The organism is Tsukamurella sp. NPDC003166 (assembly GCF_040611135.1).
In the GTDB taxonomy this organism is placed as follows: domain Bacteria; phylum Actinomycetota; class Actinomycetes; order Mycobacteriales; family Mycobacteriaceae; genus Tsukamurella.
This window is the reverse complement of the sequence record NZ_JBEXNL010000002.1, coordinates 104,269-126,023: the sequence shown is the minus strand read 5'-3', so window position 1 is coordinate 126,023 and position 21,755 is coordinate 104,269. Positions and strand designations below refer to the sequence as shown.

20 protein-coding genes and 1 pseudogene are annotated in these 21,755 nt (G+C 71.9%); 7 read left to right on the top strand and 14 right to left on the bottom strand.

Annotated elements, in window-relative coordinates; translation table 11 throughout:
* Positions 1-8: 8 nt before the first annotated feature.
* The 3 genes from ABZX10_RS02755 to ABZX10_RS02745 form a co-directional block, all read right to left on the bottom strand.
* Positions 9-1,004 (bottom strand): PE-PPE domain-containing protein, encoded by a 996-nt coding sequence (locus ABZX10_RS02755; protein WP_355534292.1) that lies wholly within the window; start codon positions 1,002-1,004, stop codon positions 9-11.
* An 83-nt stretch (positions 1,005-1,087) separates the two neighbouring features.
* Positions 1,088-1,891: a zinc finger domain-containing protein gene (locus ABZX10_RS02750; protein ID WP_355534290.1), complete on the bottom strand. Its 804-nt coding sequence runs from the start codon at positions 1,889-1,891 to the stop codon at positions 1,088-1,090.
* Between the two features lie 24 nt (positions 1,892-1,915).
* Positions 1,916-2,398: a ribose-5-phosphate isomerase gene (locus ABZX10_RS02745; protein ID WP_355534288.1), complete on the bottom strand. Its 483-nt coding sequence runs from the start codon at positions 2,396-2,398 to the stop codon at positions 1,916-1,918.
* 476 nt (positions 2,399-2,874) lie between these two features.
* Here ABZX10_RS02745 and ABZX10_RS02740 point away from each other — a divergent pair.
* Positions 2,875-3,723: pseudogene (locus ABZX10_RS02740) on the top strand (M48 family metallopeptidase); the annotation flags it as partial.
* 435 nt (positions 3,724-4,158) lie between these two features.
* Here the strand turns inward: ABZX10_RS02740 and ABZX10_RS02735 are convergent.
* Positions 4,159-4,782 (bottom strand): DsbA family protein, encoded by a 624-nt coding sequence (locus ABZX10_RS02735; RefSeq protein WP_355534286.1) that lies wholly within the window; start codon positions 4,780-4,782, stop codon positions 4,159-4,161.
* Between the two features lie 215 nt (positions 4,783-4,997).
* On the opposite strand from ABZX10_RS02735, the gene pepN reads away from it, so the two are divergent.
* Positions 4,998-7,565: an aminopeptidase N gene (gene pepN, locus ABZX10_RS02730; protein WP_355534284.1), complete on the top strand. Its 2,568-nt coding sequence runs from the start codon at positions 4,998-5,000 to the stop codon at positions 7,563-7,565.
* A 60-nt stretch (positions 7,566-7,625) separates the two neighbouring features.
* On the opposite strand, the gene ABZX10_RS02725 is transcribed toward pepN, so the two are convergent.
* Complete coding sequence (locus ABZX10_RS02725; protein WP_355534281.1) at positions 7,626-8,087, bottom strand: nuclear transport factor 2 family protein; 462 nt, start codon at positions 8,085-8,087, stop codon at positions 7,626-7,628.
* Between the two features lie 96 nt (positions 8,088-8,183).
* Between ABZX10_RS02725 and ABZX10_RS02720 the strand changes: the two genes are divergently transcribed.
* Together ABZX10_RS02720 and ABZX10_RS02715 are read left to right on the top strand one after the other, a co-directional pair.
* On the top strand, positions 8,184-8,510 hold the full coding sequence (locus ABZX10_RS02720; RefSeq protein ID WP_355534279.1) for a YchJ family metal-binding protein: 327 nt from the start codon (positions 8,184-8,186) through the stop codon (positions 8,508-8,510).
* A gap of 123 nt (positions 8,511-8,633) precedes the next feature.
* On the top strand, positions 8,634-10,142 hold the full coding sequence (locus tag ABZX10_RS02715) for an MFS transporter (RefSeq protein ID WP_355534277.1): 1,509 nt from the start codon (positions 8,634-8,636) through the stop codon (positions 10,140-10,142).
* A 73-nt stretch (positions 10,143-10,215) separates the two neighbouring features.
* On the opposite strand, the gene ABZX10_RS02710 is transcribed toward ABZX10_RS02715, so the two are convergent.
* From ABZX10_RS02710 to ABZX10_RS02700, 3 genes are all read right to left on the bottom strand, one after another.
* Positions 10,216-10,698 carry a DUF5130 domain-containing protein gene (locus tag ABZX10_RS02710; RefSeq protein ID WP_355534275.1) on the bottom strand — a complete coding sequence of 161 codons (483 nt, stop codon included), beginning with the start codon at positions 10,696-10,698 and terminating at the stop codon, positions 10,216-10,218.
* Positions 10,685-10,942 (bottom strand): hypothetical protein, encoded by a 258-nt coding sequence (locus ABZX10_RS02705; protein WP_355534273.1) that lies wholly within the window; start codon positions 10,940-10,942, stop codon positions 10,685-10,687. The genes ABZX10_RS02710 and ABZX10_RS02705 overlap by 14 nt, the downstream gene beginning before the upstream one ends.
* Before the next feature lie 65 nt (positions 10,943-11,007).
* Positions 11,008-11,565, bottom strand: a complete 558-nt coding sequence (locus ABZX10_RS02700) for an HNH endonuclease (protein ID WP_355534836.1) — start codon at positions 11,563-11,565, stop codon at positions 11,008-11,010.
* 313 nt (positions 11,566-11,878) lie between these two features.
* Between ABZX10_RS02700 and ABZX10_RS02695 the strand changes: the two genes are divergently transcribed.
* Positions 11,879-12,283: a globin gene (locus ABZX10_RS02695; RefSeq protein ID WP_355534271.1), complete on the top strand. Its 405-nt coding sequence runs from the start codon at positions 11,879-11,881 to the stop codon at positions 12,281-12,283.
* A 13-nt stretch (positions 12,284-12,296) separates the two neighbouring features.
* A complete protein-coding gene (locus ABZX10_RS02690) occupies positions 12,297-13,895 on the top strand; it encodes a glycoside hydrolase family 13 protein (RefSeq protein WP_355534269.1) in 1,599 nt (532 codons plus the stop codon).
* Positions 13,896-13,926: 31 nt separating this feature from the next.
* Here ABZX10_RS02690 and ABZX10_RS02685 read toward each other — a convergent pair whose 3' ends face one another.
* Positions 13,927-14,412, bottom strand: a complete 486-nt coding sequence (locus ABZX10_RS02685; RefSeq protein WP_355534267.1) for a DUF4188 domain-containing protein — start codon at positions 14,410-14,412, stop codon at positions 13,927-13,929.
* An 82-nt stretch (positions 14,413-14,494) separates the two neighbouring features.
* Here ABZX10_RS02685 and ABZX10_RS02680 point away from each other — a divergent pair, with 82 nt between their 5' ends.
* Positions 14,495-15,136, top strand: coding sequence for a MerR family transcriptional regulator (locus tag ABZX10_RS02680; RefSeq protein WP_355534265.1), 642 nt, complete (start codon positions 14,495-14,497; stop codon positions 15,134-15,136).
* On the opposite strand, the gene ABZX10_RS02675 is transcribed toward ABZX10_RS02680, so the two are convergent.
* The 5 genes from ABZX10_RS02675 to ABZX10_RS02655 all read right to left on the bottom strand — a co-directional run bounded on the left by ABZX10_RS02675 (position 15,125) and on the right by ABZX10_RS02655 (position 21,747).
* On the bottom strand, positions 15,125-15,769 hold the full coding sequence (locus tag ABZX10_RS02675; protein ID WP_355534263.1) for a hypothetical protein: 645 nt from the start codon (positions 15,767-15,769) through the stop codon (positions 15,125-15,127). The two genes, ABZX10_RS02680 and ABZX10_RS02675, sit on opposite strands and share 12 nt — an antisense overlap.
* Complete coding sequence (locus tag ABZX10_RS02670; RefSeq protein ID WP_355534834.1) at positions 15,766-16,203, bottom strand: thioesterase family protein; 438 nt, start codon at positions 16,201-16,203, stop codon at positions 15,766-15,768. Before ABZX10_RS02670 ends, ABZX10_RS02675 begins: the two co-directional genes overlap by 4 nt.
* Positions 16,204-16,274: 71 nt before the next feature.
* Positions 16,275-19,991 carry a hypothetical protein gene (locus ABZX10_RS02665; protein WP_355534261.1) on the bottom strand — a complete coding sequence of 1,239 codons (3,717 nt, stop codon included), beginning with the start codon at positions 19,989-19,991 and terminating at the stop codon, positions 16,275-16,277.
* A gap of 65 nt (positions 19,992-20,056) precedes the next feature.
* Positions 20,057-20,836 carry an ABC transporter permease gene (locus ABZX10_RS02660; protein WP_355534259.1) on the bottom strand — a complete coding sequence of 260 codons (780 nt, stop codon included), beginning with the start codon at positions 20,834-20,836 and terminating at the stop codon, positions 20,057-20,059.
* On the bottom strand, positions 20,833-21,747 hold the full coding sequence (locus ABZX10_RS02655; RefSeq protein ID WP_355534257.1) for an ABC transporter ATP-binding protein: 915 nt from the start codon (positions 21,745-21,747) through the stop codon (positions 20,833-20,835). Before ABZX10_RS02655 ends, ABZX10_RS02660 begins: the two co-directional genes overlap by 4 nt.
* Between the last annotated feature and the right edge of the window lie 8 nt (positions 21,748-21,755).

The following is a 21,755-nucleotide window of genomic DNA, read 5'->3' as shown; positions in this document are numbered from 1 at the left end:
CCTCCGGGTCAGCCGGCCTGCAAATACGTCACCGACTCTAGACCAGCGGCCGCGGTCCCGGCCCGCTGCGGGGCCCGGGCGGCCCGATCCGGCTCCGCCGGGAGGGCGAAGGTGGCCTGGACCTGCAGCCACTGCGCGAGGATCTGGCAGCCCGTGAGCTCGTAATCCTCGTGCCGGAGCCGGGCGAGCGGCTCGTCGGCGTACGCGGTGTGCCGGTTGCCGCGCAGGTTGTAGTCCCGCCCGCGGTAGTTCACCCGCGGCAGGTAGCCCAGGATCTCCCGCCCGGCGGTGCGCAGCCGGGCCACGTCGCGCCGCCACTGCCGCGACCCGAACGCGGTGCGGGTGGCGTTCTGGAACCGGTGCCCGAGGTACTCCCCGGCCGCGCGCGGCGCCCAGGTCGCCAGGTCGCGGAGGGTCAGATAGGCGGTCGCGTCGGCGATGTCCCGCACGAAGGAGTCGACGCTGGCGTTGCAGATGACGTCCTGCGGATGCGAGATCCACAGCAGCGGCATCCCGTCGGGCACCGGGGGTCCGTCGCCCGCGACGCCCGATCCGCACAGCGCGGGGTCGCTGCCGTGCGGCCGCTCCGGATCCGAGATCAGCCCGACGGCGAGGACGTGCGGCGCGAGCACGGGACCGTCGGTCATCGCGCCCAGGACCCGCCGGACCACGGTGCATCCCTGCGAGTAGCCGATCAGGACCACCGGTCCGTCGATCTCCGCGATCGTCCCCAGGAGGCGCTCGACGCCGATGGCGACGGACTCCGCGAACGAGACGCCGTCGCGCGCCGGGACCGGGCCGTACGACGCCGGGTAGGCCACCCACCGGTCGGTGAACCGGTCGTCGAGTTCCGCCACCACGTGGCTGAGCATTCCGGTGACATCGGTGCGCGGATCGTCGGTCCACGACTCGCCCGTTCCGCCGACGGCGAGCACGGTGATCCGGGCCCGGCCGGCGTCCGCCGGTCGCCGGGCCGCCCTGCTGTGGACGGTCATCGTGTTCATGCCCGCGACTCAACCCGCCGCGTGTGTGAACGAGCTGAAATCCATGTTAAGAAAGCGGTTCTGTGTCCGAGCTAACAGCGCAGTCAGCTCTGACAGGTGGGACACCAGTAGAGGTTTCGCGCCTCCATCACCTCGGTGCGAACGGGTGTGCCGCACACGCGGCAGAGCTCGCCGGTGCGCCGGTAGACGTAGGTCCGGGGCCGGTCCTCGGCGTACGACGGTGCGCCGTGGTCGTGTTCGGGGCGCACCACGTGCATGCGGCCGCGCTCGACGCCGATCGGCATGAGCGCGACCAGGTCCGCCCACACCCCGTCGAACTCGGCGCGGGAGACGTCCCGCCCCGCGCGGTGCGGGTCGATCCCGGCCCGGAACAGCACCTCGGCGCGGTAGACGTTGCCGACACCGGCCAACACCTTCTGGTCCATGAGCAGCGCGCCGATCGGTCGGCGTGAGCGCTCGATGCGCCGTCGCGCGTCGTCCGGGTCGGACTCCGGGCGCAGCGGGTCCGGCCCGAGGCGGGCGAGGACACCGTCGACCTGCTCCTCCGTGACGAGCTCGCAGGCGGTGGGGCCGCGCAGGTCGGTGCCGCCGCGCGGTCCGACGATGCGCATCCTGACCTGGCCCACCGGCGCGGGCGGCGCACCGTCGAGCAGGCCGAAGTCCGTGAAGGCGCCGTACAGCCCCAGGTGCACGTGCACGATCAGGCCGCCGTCGTAGCGGTGCCACAGGTGCTTACCCCAGGAGTCGGCGCGCTCGAAGACCCGGCCGTCGAGGCGCTTCGCCTCCGGCGCGAACCGTCCCTGCGGGCTGGAGACGGAGACGCCCTCGCCCGCGAACAGTGCGTCGTGAGCGAGGGCGAGCCGGTGGAGTGTGTGCCCCTCAGGCATCGAGGCCCCGGGCGGTGGACGGTGTCACGCCTCGGGGGCCGCAGGCACCTCGGGCGCGACGCCCGTGCGCTCGTACTCGGAGAGGATGTCGATGCGGCGCTGGTGACGAGGCTCGTCGGACCACTCGGCGGCGAGGAACGCGTCGACGATGGCGAGCGCCTCCTCCTTGCTGTGCATGCGGCCGCCGAGCCCGATGAGCTGCGCGTTGTTGTGCTGCCGCGCCAGCTGCGCGGTCTCGACGCTCCACGCCAGGGCGCAGCGGGCGCCGGGCACCTTGTTGGCCGCGATCTGCTCGCCGTTGCCGCTGCCGCCGAGGACGATGCCGAGGCTGCCCGGATCGGCGACGACCCGCTTGGCGGCGTCGATGCAGAAAGCGGGGTAGTCGTCGAGGGCGTCGTAGGTGTGAGCGCCGCAGTCGACGACCTCGTGGCCGCCCGCCGTCAGGTGCTCGATGATCTGGGACTTCAGTTGGAATCCGGCGTGGTCGCCGCCGAGGTAAACGCGCATGGCCACAAGTCTTGCACGCGCCGCGCGAGCATCGATGAGCGGCACAGCCTACATTCGATGGCATGGATGACAGCACCGAGCAGACACCGGGGCAGGAGCCGAAGGACGACTCCGCCCCCACCGAGTCCGCCCGCAGCGGCGCCTTCAGCTCCGAGCCGAACGAGTCGACGATGCCCAGCACGGGCTTCTTCCCCGTCGTTCAGCCGGAGGACGTGGCACCGGACGCCGGGGCGTCCGCCTCCCCCTCGGACGCGGCGACCTCCGCGATCCCCGCCGCCGACTTCCCCACCGAGCGACATCGGACCGGCGGCCACCACACGCTGCCCGAGCTGGGCGCGCACGACCCGTCGGTCACCGCCGGGCTCGGCGCGGCACCGTCGCACCCGGGGACCGGCGAGATCCCCCGGTTCCCGGCCGGCTCCCCGTTCGGCGCCGGGCCGCAGTTCCCGGGCGGACCGGCCGGACCCGTCGGTCCGGTGACGCCCGTGTACCAGCCGCCCGCCTACGCGGGCGCGCCCCGGCGGCACCCCTGGGAGATCCCGCTGCTGGTGATCGTGATCCTGGTGACCCTGCTCCTCTACGGCGGCTCGATCCTGCTGGCGATGCTCGGCGCCATCAACGAGTACACGCTGCTCGCGCTGCTGGTCCCGATCGTCCTGTGGCTCGGGCGCGGCATCACCTGGGCCTCGCCCCGGGTCCAGGGCATCCAGATGACGCCCACGCAGTTCCCCGAGGGCTATCGGATGGTGCGCGAGGCCGCGGCGCGGTACGGCATGCGCGAGGTGCCCGACGCGTTCGTCGTCCTCGGCAACGGCCAGATCAACGCCTTCGCGTCCGGCCACGGATTCCGCAGGTTCGTCGTGGTCTACAGCGACCTGTTCGAGATCGGCGGCGAGGCCCGCGATCCCGATGCGCTGGCCTACATCATCGGCCACGAGGTGGGCCACATCGCCGCCGGCCACGTCTCCTACTGGCGGCAGGTCGGCTCGTTCGCGATGAGTTACCTGCCCTTCATCGGGGCCGCACTGTCGCGCTCGCAGGAGTACACCGCCGACAACTACGGTTACTTCAACGAGCCCGCCGGAATCCCCGGTGGCATGGGCGTGCTCGGCGCGGGCAAGTACCTCGGCAAGCAGGTCGACTTCGACCAGCTCGCCGACCGCGCGTCCACCGACAAGGGCTTCTTCACCTGGGTGGTGAACCTCCTGTCGTCGCATCCGGTGCTGACCTGGCGCGCGGCGGCGCTCCGCAACCGCACGCGGGCGGGCTCGCTGTGGTTCGCGCCGTCCCAGCCGCTCCGCGGCATCGGTGGCGGTGCCGTCGTGCCCGCCGGGCCGGTACCCACCTACAACCGCCAGGAGACGCTGGCCCCGGCCCCCGGCCAGGTTCCGCAGGGCCCCGTGGGTCCGCAGGGCCCGTTCGGTCCGGGCGCCCACCACGTCCCCTCCGGGCCGGCCGCGCCACAGGGCCCCGTCGGGCCGTACCCGCCGCAGGGGCCCGGCCAGGCCCCGCAGGGCCAGCAGCAGCCGCCCGCACAACCCGGCCCGAACGGTCCGGACGGCTCCTGATCGCGGTCGCCACCACGAACGGGCCCCGTCGCACGTGCTGTGCGGCGGGGCCCCGTTCGGTGTCCGGTGGGAGCTGTCAGTCGAACTCGGGCTCCTCGGTGCGGGTGCGCTGAGCTCGACGAGAGACCACCTCGTCAGTCGAACTCGGGCTCCTCGGTGCGGGTGCGCTGAGCTCGACGAGAGACCACCTCGTCAGTCGAACTCGGGCTCCTCGGTGCGGGTGCGCTTGAGCTCGTAGAAATGCGGGTACGCGGACAGGAGAACCGCTCCGTCCCAGACCTTCCCGGCGGTCTCGCCGCGCGGGATGCGGGAGAGCACGGGGCCGAAGAAGGCGACGCCGTTGATGTGGATCGTGGGGGTGCCCACGTCGTCGCCGACCTTGTCCATGCCGGCGTGATGGCTCGTGCGCAGCTCCTCGTCGAAATCGGTGCTGTTCGCGGCGGCCGCGAGGTCCGACTCCAGGCCGACCTCCGCGAGCGACTCCGCGATCACGACCGGTAGGTCCTTGTTCTGCTGGTTGTGGATCCGCGTACCCATCGCGGTGTAGAGCTTCGGCAGCACCTCGTCGCCGTGGCGCCGGGCGGCGGCGATGAGCACGCGCACCGGGCCCCACGCCGTCTTCATCAGCTCCTGGTAGACCTCGGGCAGGTTGTCGCGGCCCTCGTTGAGCACCGCCAGGCTCATCACGTGGAAGTTCACGTCGATGTCGCGGACCTTCTCGACCTCGAGGATCCAGCGCGAGGTGATCCAGCACCACGGGCACAGCGGGTCGAACCAGAAGTCGACGCGGTCCTTCGTCGGGGCGGTCTCGGTCACTTGGTCTCCTTGCGTTCACGATGGTCGACGGTGCCGCCGGGCGCGGCGCGGACGTACCCGGCCCGACGGTGTCGATTCTTCCCCTCGTCGCAACGCCGCGCACCCGCATGTGCTTCCCCGTCACACACTCGCCGGGCGCGGGTGGCATTGTGGAATCGGTCCCATCGAAGCGCACAGCAGCCGAGCATGCACCCGAGCACGAAGGAGCGTCGCCCTTGTCCGCCCCCAATCTCACCCGGATCCAGGCCGCCGAACGCGCGGGAGTCGTCACCGTCTCCCGGTACGCGATCGACCTGGACCTCACCGACGGCGCGAACGCGCCCGGCGACAAGACCTTCGGCTCGACCACGACGATCACGTTCGCGGCGACCCCGGGCGCGGAGACCTTCATCGACCTCATCGCCACCGGCCTCACGGCCACGCTCAACGGGCGGCCCGTCGACACCTCGGGCTACACGGAGGAGGGCGGCCTCGCGCTGCACGGCCTCGCGGCCGAGAACGAGCTCGTGATCTCGGGCCGGTTCTTCTACTCCAACACCGGCGAGGGCCTGCATCGCTTCGTCGACCCGACCGACGGTGCGGTGTACCTGTACTCGCAGTTCGAGACCGCCGACGCCAAGCGCATGTTCGCGTGCTTCGACCAGCCCGACCTCAAGGCCGTCTTCGACGTGGCGGTCACCGCACCGTCGGACTGGACCGTGGTGACGGGCGGCGCGGAGGCGACCCGCGAGCCGCTGCCGACCGGCGCGCACCGCTGGACCTTCGTCACGACCGAGCCGATGTCGACCTACCTCGTCGCGCTCATCGCCGGCCCGTACGCGGTGTGGACCGACGCCTACACCGATGAGCACGGCACCATCGACCTGCGCCTGTTCTGCCGCGCGAGCCTCGCCGAGCACATGGACGCCGACCGGCTGTTCACCGAGACCAAGCAGGGATTCGGCTTCTACCACAAGAACTTCGGCATCCCCTACGCGTTCGGCAAGTACGACCAGCTGTTCGTGCCGGAGTTCAACGCGGGCGCGATGGAGAACGCCGGCGCGGTGACCTTCCTCGAGGACTACGTCTTCCGGTCGAAGGTCACCCGCTACCTGTACGAGCGGCGTTGCGAGACGGTGCTGCACGAAATGGCGCACATGTGGTTCGGCGACCTGGTCACGATGCGCTGGTGGGACGACCTGTGGCTCAACGAGTCCTTCGCGACCTTCGCCTCGGTGCTGAGCCAGGTGGAGGCCACCGAGTACACCTCGGCGTGGACCACGTTCGCCAACGTCGAGAAGTCGTGGGCCTACCGGCAGGACCAGCTCCCGTCGACGCACCCGGTCGCGGCCGACATCCCCGATCTGCAGGCCGTGGAGGTCAACTTCGACGGCATCACCTACGCCAAGGGCGCGTCGGTGCTCAAGCAGCTCGTCGCGTACGTCGGGCTCGAGCCCTTCCTCGCGGGGCTGCGCGCGTACTTCGCGGAGCACAAGTTCGGCAACGCCACCTTCGACGACCTGCTCCGCGCGCTCGAGGCGTCCTCGGGCCGCGACCTGTCGGACTGGGGCGCGCAGTGGCTCAAGACCACTGGCATCAACATCCTGCGCCCCGACTTCGAGGTGGACGACGCCGGGAACTTCACCCGGTTCACCATCGTCCAGGAGGGCGCGCAGCCCGGCGCGGGCGAGCTGCGCACGCACCGCCTCGCCGTGGGCGTCTACGCGGACCAGGACGGGAAGCTGGTGCGCACCGAGCGCGTCGAACTCGACGTCGCGGGCGAGCGCACGGACGTGCCGGACCTCGTCGGTGTGCACCGCGGCGAGCTGGTGCTCCTCAACGACGACGACCTGACCTACTGTTCGGTGCGGCTGGATCCGGTCTCGCTGGCGACGGTCACGAGCCGCATCGCCGACATCGCGGAGTCGCTCCCCCGCACCCTCGGCTGGTCCGCGGCGTGGGAGATGACCCGGCAGGCCGAGATGCGGGCGCGCGACTTCGTCGAGCTGGTGCTCGGCGGCATCGGCGCCGAGACCGAGGTGGGCGTGGTGCAGCGCGTCGTGCTGCAGGCGCAGACCGCGGTCGAGTCCTATGCGGATCCGGCCTGGGCCGACGCGGAGGGCCGCGAGCGGCTCGCCGCCGGCCTGCTGCAGCTCGCCCGGGACGCGGAGGCGGGCTCGGACTTCCAGCTGGCCTTCGTCAACGCGCTCGCGGCGTCCGCCCTGGGGCGCGCCGAGGTCGAGGCGGTGCAGTCGCTGTACGACGGTGCCGAGCCCGCCTCCGTCGGGCTGGCGGGGCTGACCGTCGACACCGATCTGCGCTGGCGCCTGCTCACCGCACTGGCCCGGGCCGGCGTCGTCGGGGCTGACGAGATCGACGCGGAAGTACTCCGGGATCCCACCGCCGCCGGCGAGCGCGCGGCGGCGGCCGCGCTCGCCGCGCGCCCGGACGTCCGGGTCAAGGAGGAGGCGTGGGAGAAGGTCTTCGGCGACGACTCACTGTCGAACACGCTGACCCGCGCGATCTCCGCGGGCATCGTCGCGCCGGGGCAGGGCACGCTGCTGGCACCCTTCACGGAGCGCTACTTCGCGGCGATCGACGAGGTGTGGGGCCGCCGCTCCTCGGAGGTCGCGCAGACGGTCGTCGTGGGCCTGTACCCGTCGTGGGACATCTCCGACGGTGCCGTGGCCGCCGCGGACGCCTGGCTCGCGGGCGACAAGCCCCCGGCCCTGCGCCGCCTGGTCCTCGAGGGCCGCGCGGGCATCGTCCGCTCGCTCGCGGCCCGCGCCTTCGATCGCGCCTGACGCACCGACGACCGCGGCCCCGGGATCCTTCGATCCCGGGGCCGCCGTCGCGTGCGGCGCTCAGCTGATGAACGGGTGGCCGCTCACCGTCCTGCCCGGGTCGTCCTGGATCACGTCCCAGTGCTCGACGATCTTGCCGCCCGCGACGCGGAAGATGTCGGCGACCGCCTGGGCCTTACCTTCGTAGACCGACTTCGCGTAGACCACGACGATGTCGCCGTCCGCGACGACGCGCACGATCGAGGTGCTGTACTTCGGGTCCTTCACGACCGGCCCGAGGACCTTGACGAAGGCGTCCCGGCCGTCCGCGACCTCGGGATTGTGCTGGATGTAGTGCTCGCCGATGTAGCGCTGCGCCGCGCCCGCGATGTCGCGCTGTACGAAGCCCTCGGTGTAGAAGGCGGTCACGACCTGCTTGGGGCTCGACGGTGCAGCGCTCGCCTGGGCGGCGACGCCGAGCACCAGGGCACCGACGGTGAACAGCGCGGCGACGGCGTTTCGGATCGTCCGGTTGAGGTTCATCCCGTCTCCAATCATTGACACTTCAATATTTAGATTCGATCAGAACACGATCGGACGCGGCGCACAACGTGATGACCATCGCCGTACGCTGCACACATGGACGCACGCCACACTCCCGACACCGCCGAGGCACTCATGCGCTCCCGGTTCGCCGCCTTCCGCGACGGGGACGCGGCATGGCTCCTCGCCTCGTGGCATCCGAGCACCCGGCCGGCGGAACTCGAGCTCGACGAGGACGTGCGCTGGCGCGGTCTCCAGATCGTCGACACGGTCGACGGCGCCGCCGTCGACGAGTCGGGGGTCGTGGAGTTCCGGGCCACCTACCTCGTCGACGGGGAGCTCGGCGTCCTGCACGAGCGGTCCCGCTTCGTCCGGGAGGACAGCGCATGGTTCTACGTCGACGGTGACCTCTTCACGGAGTAGTCGATCAGGCCGGTCCAGCGCATGCCCGCGACGACCCGGTCGTAACCGTCCTATTTCGGCGCATACCGTCCGCCGTTCCGGACCCCGCGCCTCGTGATTAGAGAATCTTGTTAGCGTGGAGAAATGGACAGGACGCGAACGGAATCGGGCGAACTGCACATAGCGGGCTGGGGCACCGAGAGTGTTCGATCCTCTCGCCGCCGTACGCTGGCGCGGCTCTTCCGGCGCAAGCCCCCGCTCACCGAGGAGTCGATCACGGTCGTCGACCAGCCGATGCTCAAGCGCGCGATCACCGCCGCCGCACTGGGCAACATGATGGAGTGGTTCGACTTCGGCGTGTACGCCTACCTCGCCACGACGCTCGGCAAGGTGTTCTTCGAGAGCCTTTCGCACACCGGTCAGCTGCTCGCGACCTTCGGCACCTTCGCCGCCGCGTTCTTCGTCCGCCCGCTGGGCGGGATCGTCTTCGGACTGATGGGCGACCGCGTCGGCCGGCAGAAGGTCCTTGCGGCCACCATGATCATGATGTCGATCGGCACCTTCGCCGTGGGCGTCATCCCGTCGTACGCGGTGATCGGGATGTGGGCGCCGATCCTGCTGCTGTGCGCGCGGCTCGTGCAAGGCTTCTCGACGGGCGGCGAGTACGGCGGCGCGACCACGTTCATCGCCGAGTACTCCCCGGACAAGCGCCGCGGCTTCCTCGGCAGCTGGTTGGACTTCGGCACGTTCATCGGCTATTCGTGCGCGTCGCTGCTGGTCACGGTCCTCAACGCGGCGCTCTCCGAGGCGGACATGCTGTCCTGGGGGTGGCGCATCCCCTTCTTCATCGCGGGCCCGATGGGCCTGATCGGCCTGTACCTGCGCCTCAAGCTCGAGGACACCCCCGCGTTCCAGGCCCAGTTGGACGCCCACGAGGACGCGCTGAAGGCGGTGCAGACGCCCCAGCACGAACTGCGCATGATCATCACGAAGCTCTGGCGCCCGCTCCTGGTGTGCATGGGCCTGGTGATCCTCTACAACGTGACCAACTACATGATCACCGCCTACCTGCCGACCTATCTCACCGAAGTGGCGCACCGGACCCAGCTGACCGCGGACATGCTGGTGCTGCTCGCGATGCTCGTCGTGGTCGCGCTGATCCTGATCGTGGGACACCTGAGCGACATCGTGGGCCGCAGGGCCGTCTTCGCGACCGCGGCGGTCGTGCAGATCGTCGTCGCGGTGCCCGCGTTCTGGCTGTTCAGCCACGGCGCACTGTGGGGCCCGGTGGTGGCCTGCATCGTGTTCGGCGCCGTGCTGGCCTGCTTCGCGGCGCCCACGGCCTCGACGCTGCCGGCCCTGTTCCCCACCGCCGTCCGATACGGCGCTCTGGGACTCGGCTTCAACGTGGCCGTGTCGGCGTTCGGCGGCACGACCCCGCTCATCACGTCCGCGCTGGTCGATGCCACGAAGAACGACCTGGTGCCCGGCTTCTACCTCATCGTCAGCGGCGTCGTCGGCCTGATCGCCGTCATCGCGATGCGCGAGACCGCCACCCAGCCCCTGCTCGGCTCCGCGCCGCAGGTGGACACCCCGGAGGAGGCGACGGAGCTGTACGAGGAGGCCCGGGACCTCGCAGCCGCCGAGCACTGACCACCGTCCGGAGACGACGGAACGGCCCACCGGATCGGATCCGATGGGCCGTTCGTTCGTCGGTGCCGGCTGTTTACGCCGTCGGCGGCTTCACGGCCGAAGCCATGACGCGCAGCGCGGCGATGAGGCCGTCGATGAGATCGCCGGCCTGGAAGGGCGGGATGGCCGCGGTGACGCCGAGCTGCGCAACCTTGTCCCCGAGGCGGTCGGCGACGCCGCTGCCGGTGAGGACGACGATGTCGCGCGTGTTCGGCGACACGGCGATGAGGGCCGCGTACTCGGGCTCCGGAGCCTGGCGGAGGACCGCCTCGGCACCGGCGTGCGCATCGTCGCCCAGGTCGCCGATGTACACGGAGAAGCGGGCGTTCGCGTCGCGGGTGGCGCGGATCAGCGCCTCGTCGAGGCCGATCAGCTCCTCGCGGGAGAAGGGCGGATTGACCGGACTGTCGCTCGCCTGGCGGGCCGCGGAGATCCGCCCGCTCGAGGTGATGGCAGTGCCGACGGGCAGATCGCCCTGCGGAACCGCGACGGTCTGCGTGTGATCACCACTTGCCACGAGCGGCACCCCCGATCAGGTTCTCGTTGTCATGGTCGTCGTGATGCCCACCGTGCGGGCCCACCGGCGCCTCGTCGACCGCGCTGAACAGCATGGGTTCGCGGGTCCACGGCTCGCCGAGCTTGTACTCGTCCGGCTGCTGGTACTTCACGTTGCGGCCGGTGGCCATCGAGATGACACACAGGACGACGACGACGATCGTGGCGATCACCGTGATCCCGCCGATGATGTTGAGCAAGCTCACTGTGGGCCCCTTTCCTTCTCTGTCGGACGCCCGACGGCGCTGGTCGGTCTGCAGAACAACTTAGCCTATGCCGCATCGAGGTCGAGATACCGACTCCACATCGGGTCGACCTCCTTGAGGGTCGACAGCAACCGCCAGTGCCGGCCCTGCGGTGCCCGCGGTTCCGTGCGGAGCTTCCAGCCGATTTCGGACAACAGCCGGTCGGCTTTGCGGTGGTTGCAGGGGGCGCAGCAGGCCACGCAGTTCTCCCACCCGTGGGCGCCGCCCCGGGAGCGCGGCTGAACGTGGTCGATGGTGTCGGCCTTGCCCCCGCAGTAGCCGCAGCGGAACCGGTCGCGATGCATGAGCGCCGCCCGGGTCATCGGCACCTGCGCCCGGTACGGCACCCGGACGTACGTGCGCAGCCGGATCACCGAGGGCACAGACAGAGAACGGTCCGCTGAATGCACCAGCGGACCGTTCGGATCGTCGTGGACCACATCGGCCCTATCCCTGAGCATGAGGACTATCGCCCTCCGCATCGAGATCGCGGTCAGTGGCTCGTAGGTGGCGTTGAGCAGCAGCACCCGGCGCTTGCCCCACACCGATCCACCGGGCGGGGTGTCGCTGGCGAGCGCGGCCATCGCGGGCGCACCCGCGGCGTGCGATCGCTTCATCGACTCTCCTCACCCTCGCGCCGACCCGCCGGGTCCGGTCGGGTCGTCCGCCTCTAGTAGTGCACCACGGACGACCGCGATCCGCACGGTGATTTCCGCGCATTTCCTGCGGCGAGTCGGCACACAACCGGTGAACGAGAGGTGACCTGCTCGGCTTCCGCGATCCCCGTCGCCGTCCGCGGATCGCACGATGACTGCGCGACTGCGCGGGCCACGACCACCGTCGTGGCGCCGTGCTGCCGGTCCGGGCCGGCCGCCGAGCCCGTGCGAGACTGGGAGGGTGAGCACGCCCGACCAGCAGAGCTTCTACGACGCCGTCGGCGGCGCGGACACCTTCCAGGAGCTGATCCACCGCTTCTACCAGGAGGTCGCGCGCGACGAGTTGCTGCGCCCCCTGTACCCGGAGGAGGACCTCGGCCCCGCCGAGATCCGTCTGCGGATGTTCTTCGAGCAGTACTGGGGCGGTCCGCGCACCTATTCGGAGCAGCGCGGACACCCGCGGTTGCGGATGCGGCACGTGCCCTACCGGATCACCGAGATCGAGCGCGACGCGTGGCTGCGCTGCATGGACACCGCGATCGCCTCGATCGACGACGCGCGGATGAGCCCCGATCGCAAGCAGCAGCTCAGGAACTACTGTGAGATGGCCGCACAGATGCTCGTGAACACCCCCATGGGCGGATGACTTGAGGAGTGAGATGACGCCACCCGTCCGCACGCCCCACTACACCGACGCCCCGTGGTGGAAGGACGCGATCTTCTACCAGGTGTACCCGCGCTCCTTCTCCGACTCGAACGGCGACGGCGTGGGAGACCTGCGCGGCGTCATCGACAGGCTGGGCTACCTCGAGCTGCTCGGCGTGGACGCACTGTGGCTCTCTCCGGTGATGCGCTCCCCGATGGCCGACCACGGCTACGACGTCTCGGATCCGCGCGACATCGACCCGCTGTTCGGGACCCTCGAGGACATGGACGAGCTGATCGCGGCGGCGCACGCCCACCGGATCCGGGTGACCATGGACCTGGTGCCGAACCACACCTCCGATCAGCATCCCTGGTTCCGCGCCGCGCTGGCGGCGGGCCGCGGCAGCCCGGAGCGCGAGCGCTACGTCTTCCGCGAGGGCCGTGGCCCGCACGGTGACGAGCCGCCCAACAACTGGCCCAGCATCTTCGGCGGCCCGGCGTGGCACCGCGTCACCGAGCCCGACGGGACGCCGGGCCAGTGGTACCTGCACATCTTCGCCCCCGAGCAACCCGACCTGAACTGGCACAGCGAGGAGGTCTTCCAGGACCTCGCGCAGACGCTGCGCTTCTGGCTGAACCGCGGGGTGGACGGTTTCCGGATCGACGTCGCGCACGGGATGTCGAAGCCGGCAGGGCTGCCCGACATGGACCTGGTGAACAACCAGATCATGGACAACGACGAGAACGACCTGCGGTTCAACGACCCCGGCGTGCACGCGATCCACCGGCGCATCCGCGCCGTGATGGACGAATTCCCGGGACGCGTCACCGTCGGTGAGATCTGGGTGAAGGACAACGACCGGTTCGCCGAGTACATCCGGCCCGACGAGCTGCACCTGGGCTTCAACTTCCGCTTGGCGGAGGCCGAGTGGGACGCGCGGGAGATCCGCGAGGCGATCGACAACTCACTGATCGCGGTCGAGTCGGTCAACGGCATCCCCACGTGGACGCTGTCCAACCACGACGTTCCCCGCGAGGTCACGCGGTACGGCGGCGGGGATCTGGGCGTCGCACGGGCGCGGGCGATGATCCTCGTCGAGCTGGCGCTGCCCGGTACGGCGTTCCTGTACAACGGCTCCGAGCTGGGCCTACCCAACGTCGACCTGCCGGACGAGGCGCTGCAGGACCCCACGTGGGAGCGCTCCGGGCACGCCGAACGCGGCCGCGACGGTTGCCGCGTGCCCCTGCCCTGGCAGGGAACCCTTCCGCCGTACGGCTTCTCGACGGATCCGGACACCTGGCTGCCGATGCCGGACGACTGGAAGGACCTCACCGCGGAGGCGGAGCTCGAGGACCTCGATTCGACGCTGACGCTCTACCGCACCGCGATCGAGCTGCGGCGCATGCGGCCGGAGTTCCGCGGCGACGCGATCGAGTGGTACGGCGCTCCGCGCCCGGGCGTGCTGGCGTTCCGCCGGGTCGACGGCCGCCTGACCTGCGTGCTCAACGCCTCCGACGATCCCGTCGACCTGCCGGGGGGCGAGGTCATCCTCGCCAGCGCACCGCTGGTCGACGGTCTGCTGCCCCCGAACGCGGCCTGCTGGCTGGCCTGACGACGACGCGCCATCGGGCGGCGCCGGCGCCTCAGGCGCCGATCCGCTCCCGCGACGTCCGGCCGCGTCGGGCCAGGGGCTGCGCCCCGACGGCGGCGGCGAGCCCGACCGGGGCCGACAGGTCCGCGTAGATCGACTCGTGGGCGCCGGCCGGGACCCGGTAGGTCTCGTGCCAGATGCCGACGGTCGAGCGGCCCTCGGCGTGGGCCATCTTGTAGAACTGCAGCCACGCCGGCCGGTGCGCGAAATCGGTGGAGTGCGAATACGTCTCGAGTTCCTCGAAGCTGCGCCAGTACTGCACCAGAAGCGGCCCGCCCGGCGCGATCGCCTTGAATCCGCCCAGGTAGCCGAGCGCACCGCCGCGCTTGCGGTCGCGCTCGATCTCGGCCTGCATCCTGCGCAGGGAGCGCCCGACGAACGCCGCCTGCCCCACGCGCCAGGTGCGCCGCGGGCGCATGCCGAGCAGGAACACCACCAGGTCGCCGTCGTGGGTGTCGGTCTGCAGATCGTGGTTCATGAATCTCTCCCTGCCGGAGCCAGCTTGGATAGTGCCACTACCCATATTGGAGAGTGAAGCTATCCCGTGTCAAGATCGAGGGATGAAATTGTCGGAACTCTCCACGGAGACCGGCGTGAGCACCGCCTCGCTCAAGTACTACCTCCGCGAGTCGCTGCTCGCGCCCGGCGAGCCGGTCACCCGGACACAGTCCGAGTACGGGCCCGCCCACGTCGATCGGGTGCGGCTGATCCGCGCGCTGGTCGACTCCGGCGGCCTCTCCCTCGCCCAGGTCCGGCGGGTGATCGACGCGCTGGACAGCCCGACGGTGCCGCGGCACGAGCTGCTCGGGGTCGCGCAGGAGGCGCTCATGGATGCCGCGCAGTTCGACGAGGACGCCGAGTGGACCGACCTGGCGACCGAGTTCGTGGAACAGCGAGGCTGGCGGATCCAGGATGGCGACGTGCTGCTGCCCCAGCTCGGCGCGCAGCTCAAGGCACTCGCCGAGACGTGCGAGGTGGGCGGCCGGGAGACCCTGGAACGCTGGGCCGACGCCGCGGAGACGGTGGCCGCGTCCGACCTCGACACCCTCACCGGGGACGACGCCGAGGCGCTGCGGACGGCGATCGTCGGCACCGTGCTCTCCGACAAGGTCCTGCAGACGCTGCGCCGGCTGGCGCAGCAGAACCGGACCGCCCAGCTCTACGAGGCCTCGACGCGCGCGGACGGCGACTCAGACGAGTAGGCCCGGCCCCACCTCACGCCGCTGATACAGCGATCCGTACCGCGCGTCCACCCGCACCCACGTCGCGGACGCCGACACGCGGACGGGCTCGTCGGCACCGTCGGCGGCGAAGCCCATCGCCTCCAGCGCGAACGCCGTGCGCAGCGCGATCGGGACGGTGGTCTCCCCCGAACTCACGCTGATCACCTCGGAGTCCAGCAACGACGCCGGCGGCCCGGCCGGACCACCCGCCTCCCGTCCCACCTCGACGCCGCGCGCCGCGACGGCGCGCAAGGCCTGCGCCGGCACCTCGTCGATGTGCGCGAAACCCGCGACCGGCGGCAACGCGCCGCGCCACGCCGAGTCCAGCGCGAAGCCCACGTCCACGTAGCCGCCCTCGTCCGACGGTGCCGCGCGCAGGGAGTCGAGCACGGTCGCGGCGCTGCACACCAGCGACTCCGGCGCGACGGCCCCCGTCAGGACCCGCACCGCGAGCACTCCGAAGCCCGTCCTCCCCCAGACCTCCACGTGCTGCTCGTCGCGGCGCCGCACGCGGATCACGGCCGAGTCGTCGGTGCGCAGCAGGCGCGTGACGAAGGCCGCGAGGTTCGAGCGCCGACTCGCGCCCGATACCGTCAGTCTCCGGTCGCTCACCGGGAGAACGACTTCAGGTAGTCGCGCTGCTCTCCGGACAGGCGGCGCACCCGCTGCTCCGCCACGTCGAACGCGGCGAGCCGCACCTGCGCGACAACGGCCGGCGCGGTGTCGAGCGCGGCGCCCGCGGGCCGGACCTCGTGGTGCACCACGAAATCCGCGGCCCGCACGGCGGACGTCCACACCGTTACCTGCAGCGGCGAATCCTGATGCCGCAGTTGCCCGCGGTACTCGACCTCGAGCTTGGCGAGCAGCAACCCCTCGAGCAGGTCACGGGTGGGCGCGTCCGGCGCGAACAGCAGCGGGATCCGCGCCTCCTCCAGCAGCGTCACCATGCGCGCGTTGTTGATGTGCTGGTAGACGTCCATATCGGACCATCGAACGTCGACCGGCACCGTCAGGACGGCGCCGCCCTCGTCGGAGACGGTCCGCACGCCCGCCACGCCCGCCGCGGTGAAGCTGTATTCGGTCACCACTCCACGCTAGTCGACGGCCCGAGGCGGGCTCAGCAGCCGGGGACCGGCGCGACCCCGGGCAGCAACCGCTCCCACCGGTCGGGTTCGAGCGCGCCGGGCGTCTGCGCGCAGACCGCCCGCGCCGCGGGATCGGGATCGGGATCGGCGAGCAGCGGCGCGCCGGAGGCGCGGTCGAACGCGAGCAGCCGACGGCCGTCCGGCCCGTCGACCTCGGCGGCCCAGGGCCGCAGCCGGGTGCCCGTCCCGACCCCGGTCGCGACGGGCCGCAGAACGTCGCCGTGCAGGTCGGCGATCGTGACGCCGTCGAGTTCGGTGGTGAGCACGACGGTGCCGTCGGGGCGCGTCTGGGCGGCGATCACCGGACCACCCAGTGCGATGTCGACGCGGCGGGAAGCGGCACCGCCGAACCGCCACAGCTCCGCGTTCTCGGCGCCGATCAGCAGGTGATCCGCTCCGGAGAAGGCCAGCGCCGCCACCGGACCGCCCGACCGGCCGATGTCCGAGGGGACGGGCCGGTCGAACGCGGTGAGCCGCACGCGCCCGTCGTCGGTGCCCACCGCCACGCGATCGTCGGTGGCGGCCAGGGACGTGATGAGCGCGGACGGCCAGCCACCGAGGCCCCGGTGCTCGGGTTCGCCGCCCATCGGCTGCGCCGGGTCCGGAACGCGCCACGCGCGGAGCGAGCTGTCGGTGTTCCCGCTGATCAGCCACTGACCGTCCGGCGTGAACACGAGCGCGTCGGTGTACCTCGTCCCGACGGGGATCGACGCCAGTCGGCGCAGGTCCCGCGTGTTCCACAGGTCGATCCGGCCCGATCCGGCGCGCGCCGTCGCGAGCACTGCCCCGTCGGAGCGCAACGCCACGCGCGCTCCGGGCCGGTCGAGGGCCACGGCCCCCGCATCCCGCGGACGGCCCGTGGCATCGGGGCGCCACAGCCGTACCGACGCATCGACGGTGCCGGCGGTGGCGGCCACCCAGCCCGCCGGTACGGCCGCCACCGCGACGCGGGCGATACCGCCCTCCTGGCGTTCGGGCGGTTCGGCGGCGGGCCACACCCGGATGGTGCCGTCGGCGGCGCCGGCCGCGATCGCGCCGTCCGCCGACACCGCGGCGGCGGCCACCCGGCGGTCGGCGCCCGTGCCCTGCGGCAGGGGATCGCGTGGGCGCGGATCGTCCGGGTCCGTGACGTCCCACCGCTGCAGCTGCCCCACCGCCGCGCGGACCAGTAGGAGGCGCGCCCCCTCGCGCACGAAGCGCACCGACCACGACGCCCCCGCGCTCCCCACGGGACGCACCGTCCGCGGCGGCGCCCCCGCCGGTCCCGTCAGGTCGACGAGCAGGGTCGGGCCGTCGTCCCCGGTGACCGCGAGGCGGGTGCCGTCCGGGCTGAACGCGAGTGCGTGCACCGTCGCCCCCAGATCCTGCACCGGCGTTCCGACCGGGCGCGGCGCGCCGGGGTCGGCGACGTCCCACAGGGTCACTCCGCCGTGCTCTCCCCCGGCGGCGACGATCGGCCCCGCCGGCGACACCGCGACCGCGCGCAGTGGTCCGGTGTCGGCCCGGATCACGCCGACGGCGCGCAGGTCCGGGCCACGGGGGTCGACCAGGGTCACGGTCCCATCGTCCGACGGTGCCGCGACCAGCGCACCGTCGGCGGTGGGCGCGACGTCGTACGCCGCGCCGGCACCGACTGCGATCCGGCCCGTCTCGCGCGGCCGCTGCGGATCTCGCACGTCCCACCGCGTGACGTGCCCCGCACCGTCCGCCGCCAGGAGCACCGTAGCGGCCGGATACGAGACCGCCGTGACGAACCGGGCGAACCCGGACACGTTGCCGAGCGGGCGGAGCGCCTGGTTCCCCTCGCGGGCGAACAACCGGATCGTGCCGTCATTGCCCGCCGACGCCACGGTCCGGCCGTCCGGCGCGAACGCGACGCCGTAGACGGGACCCGTGTGGGCCTCGGTCACGCCGGTGAGCGGGCGCAGGGATGCGGTGAGCACGCGCCCCGCTCCCGCCGGATCGTCGGGGGCGAGCGCGCGCGCCGCGACGGCGAGGCGGCCTCCGGCGGCGGGATCCGCATCGAGGAGCCGATCGCTCGCCGCGGAGATCCTGGCGTGGTCCGCGGCGCGGCGGTCGGTACGGAGCTCGATACGGTCGTCGACGGCGAGTGCGGTCAGGACAGCGAGGCCCGTGACCAGGACGACTGCGGCGGCGGCGAGGGTCCGACGGATTCGCCGCGTGTGCCGCGCCGCGCGCCGCGACGCGGCGAGGAATTCCCGGGCCGCACCCGGCAGGATCGCCTCTCCGGTACCGCCCTGGTGCCCCGATGCCGCGAGCTGCGCGGCCGAGTACAGCAGACCGGGCGACCGATCCGCTCCCACCCACCGCTGTGCCGCGTGGATGACGATGTCGCGCTGCTCGATCGCGACCGCGTGGGTGCCGAGCCAGTCCCTCATCCGCGGCCACGACCCGACCAGCGCCTCGTGCGCGATCTCGAGCATCCCGTACCCGTCGGCGAGCCCCGCCACCAGGACGCGCCCACGAACCAGTTCCTCGACGACCGCGGCCCCGCCCGCGGCGGCGACCACCTCGTCGTACCGGCGACGACGGAGCAGGAACGCACCCGGAGCGGCGTACTCGCGGTCCTCGGCCCCGATGGAGACCATCGACAGCAGAATGCCGCGGGCCTTCTCGGCGTCGGCGGGTGCCAGGCCCGCCCACGCGGACTCCGCCAGATCCGCAACCATCCCGGCCACGCCCCCGGCCTGGCGGTAGTCCTCCATCGTGATCCGATTGCCCGCGTGCCGATCCCACAGCGCGCGGAGGCAGTACGCGAACAGCGGCAGCCGGCCGGCACGGAGACCGTCGGAGCAGGCACCGCCGACCGGGTCGCAATCCCCGAGGCCGACGTCGCGGATCAGCAGATCGGCCAGCCCCGCGTCCGTCCTCACCCCGGCCGACCGGGCGGGCTCGGTACATGCTTCGGTCAGTCCCGCCGCCGGCGGCGGGCCCAGCCGCAGCTCCCGTTCCCCGAGCGCGGCGGCGAGCACGGGATGACGGGCCGCGTGGGCGCGGTGATCCGAGCGCACGACGAGCACCGCCGTGGAGTCGGTCGCCTCGAGCCGCGCCACGAGGTCGGCGAGCACCTGCTCCTCCGGGACGGCACCCCCCGCGAGGACCTCTGCGAAATCGTCCAGCACCAGGGTCCGGTCCGCCGCCGGATCAGGCGGGAGCCCGGCGCCGACCAGGGACGACTTGCCCGAGCCGGACGGGCCGGTGACGAGCACGACGCGTTCGGCGGGCGGCCTGTCCCGGCACGCCTCGACCATTCGGGTCAGCGCGGCGCATTCGGCGGTGCGCCCGTGGAACCGGACCGCATCGGCCGCCGTCATCGGCGCCGTGCCCGGATACGGGACCGCAACGGGGCTGTCGGGCACCACACCCTCGCGAGCGGCCGCCCAGAGCCGACGCCAGCCCTCGATCGACAGCAACGGGTCCTCCTGGTCCCGGCCACGCGCCCGCATCGTGAGCCACAGCAGGAGCGGCTCGATCGTCGCGAAGTCCTTCGGCAGGTGGTTGCCGTTGCGCCAGTCCGAGATCCGCTGCGCCGAGATCCGGGCACCGCGGGCGGTCCCGATCTTCCCGGCAGTGGTCCGCAACGACGGGCTTCCCGCCAGGACGAACAGCTCCCGCAACGCGGCCGAGAAGGAGGTCCCGCCCGGCGCCGCCGGGTCACTCGTTCGCACGAGTAAGAACTGTAGGAGTCACCGTGTGGGGCGGCAACCCCATGTGACCCGGGTCGTAGCCCGGGTCAGACCACGGCGCGGCTGTCCAGCCCGCGCGCCGACCACAGCGCCGCCACCGCCGCGATCGCCGCCCACCCGAGAGTGTTGATCATCGGCACCGTCGGATCGCCGTGAGTGAGGGGGAGGTGGGCGAGCGCCCCCATCCCGTACATCGGCGTGAACTGCGAGAACACGGCGAACGGGCCCGAATCGATGGGCACGAACAGCCCGCCCGCCGCCGCGAGGAGCGCGAGCCCCGGCCCGGCGATCTGCATCGCGTTCTGGGATCGCATCCGCAGCCCGATCGCGATGCCCGCGGCCGCGAAGACCGCCGACGACGCCCACGCGATCAGCGGTGACAGGAACCACATCGACGTGTCGCCGCGCGCGCCGAGTGCGGCGCCCACCACGAACATCGCCACCACCGCGGCGAGCGATTGGACCGCCGCGACGGTGATCCGCACCGCGACGTACCGGTGCAGCGACGGCTGCAGCACCTGCACCTGCCGCACCCATCCCTGCCACCGCTCGGTCGCGATCCGCGCCGCGGCCGCCGTCGCCGACATCGCTGCGGCGAACACCGCCATCGAGATCATCACGTACGCCGTCGCATTGCCGCCCGGGTAGCGGTAGCCCACCACGTCGTCGCGCAGGCCGAACACCAGGAACATCAGCACCGGGAGCGCCACGGAGAACGCCAGGAACCTCCCGTCCCGGGCCGCTCGCCGCAGGTCCAGCCGCACCCACGTCGCGAACTGGCGTCGGCCGGTGCTCGGCGGGACCGCGCGGGTCGTCGAATCCGTCATGCGGTGGCTCCTTCACTGCGGTGACGCCCGAAGAGCACGTCCTCGAGCGTGGCGGGGGTCGTCTGGACCGCGGTGAACCGCGGGTCGGCGGTGAGCGCCGACACCGCCTCGGCGCCCGCGCGCGTATGGCACTCGAGCATGCCGCCGCGGATGCGGGTCGCCTCCGAGCCGGGGAGTTCCGGGAGTGCGGTGGCGCCGACGACGCTGCGCGCCCGAACCACCACGAGTCCCTCCACCCGAGCGCGCAGCGCGGCGGTCGTCTCGTCGTGCACGACGCCACCGTCCTGCAGGAAGACGACGCGATCCGCGTACCGTTCGGCCTCCTCCACCAGGTGGGTGGTGAACAGCAGCGCCCCGGTCCCGAACGCCACGTGGTCCACGAGCTCGGTCCAGATCATGGCGCGGGCGTCGACGTCGAGCGCCGCCGTCGGCTCGTCGAGGATGAGCAGCCCCACCTCGCGGGCCGTGGCGAGCGCCACCTGCAGCCGACGCCGCTCGCCGCCGGAGAGCACGGCGACCTTCCGATCCGCGACCCCGGACAGGCCGAACCGGTCGAGCAACCGCGGGCCGTCGAGCTCCGTGCCCGCGACGGCGGCGTAGTACCCCACCGCGTCGGACACCGATAGGTCGTGCGGCAGCCCGCCGTCCTGCAGACAGGCCGCGACGGTGCGCTTGTGCCGGGCTCGGGCCGGCGGGTCGCCGTGGATGGTGACGGAACCGGCGGCGAGCGGTGTGACGCCGAGGATCCCGTCCACCAGTGTCGTCTTGCCGGCCCCGTTCGAGCCGAGCAGTGCCACCACCTCGCCGGGCCGGACCCGGAAACTCACCCCGTCGACCACGGTGCGGCCGCCCCGTTCCATCGACACCCCGGTCGTGATCAACGGATCGTCCGCGATCAATGGATCGTCCATCCGAGTCT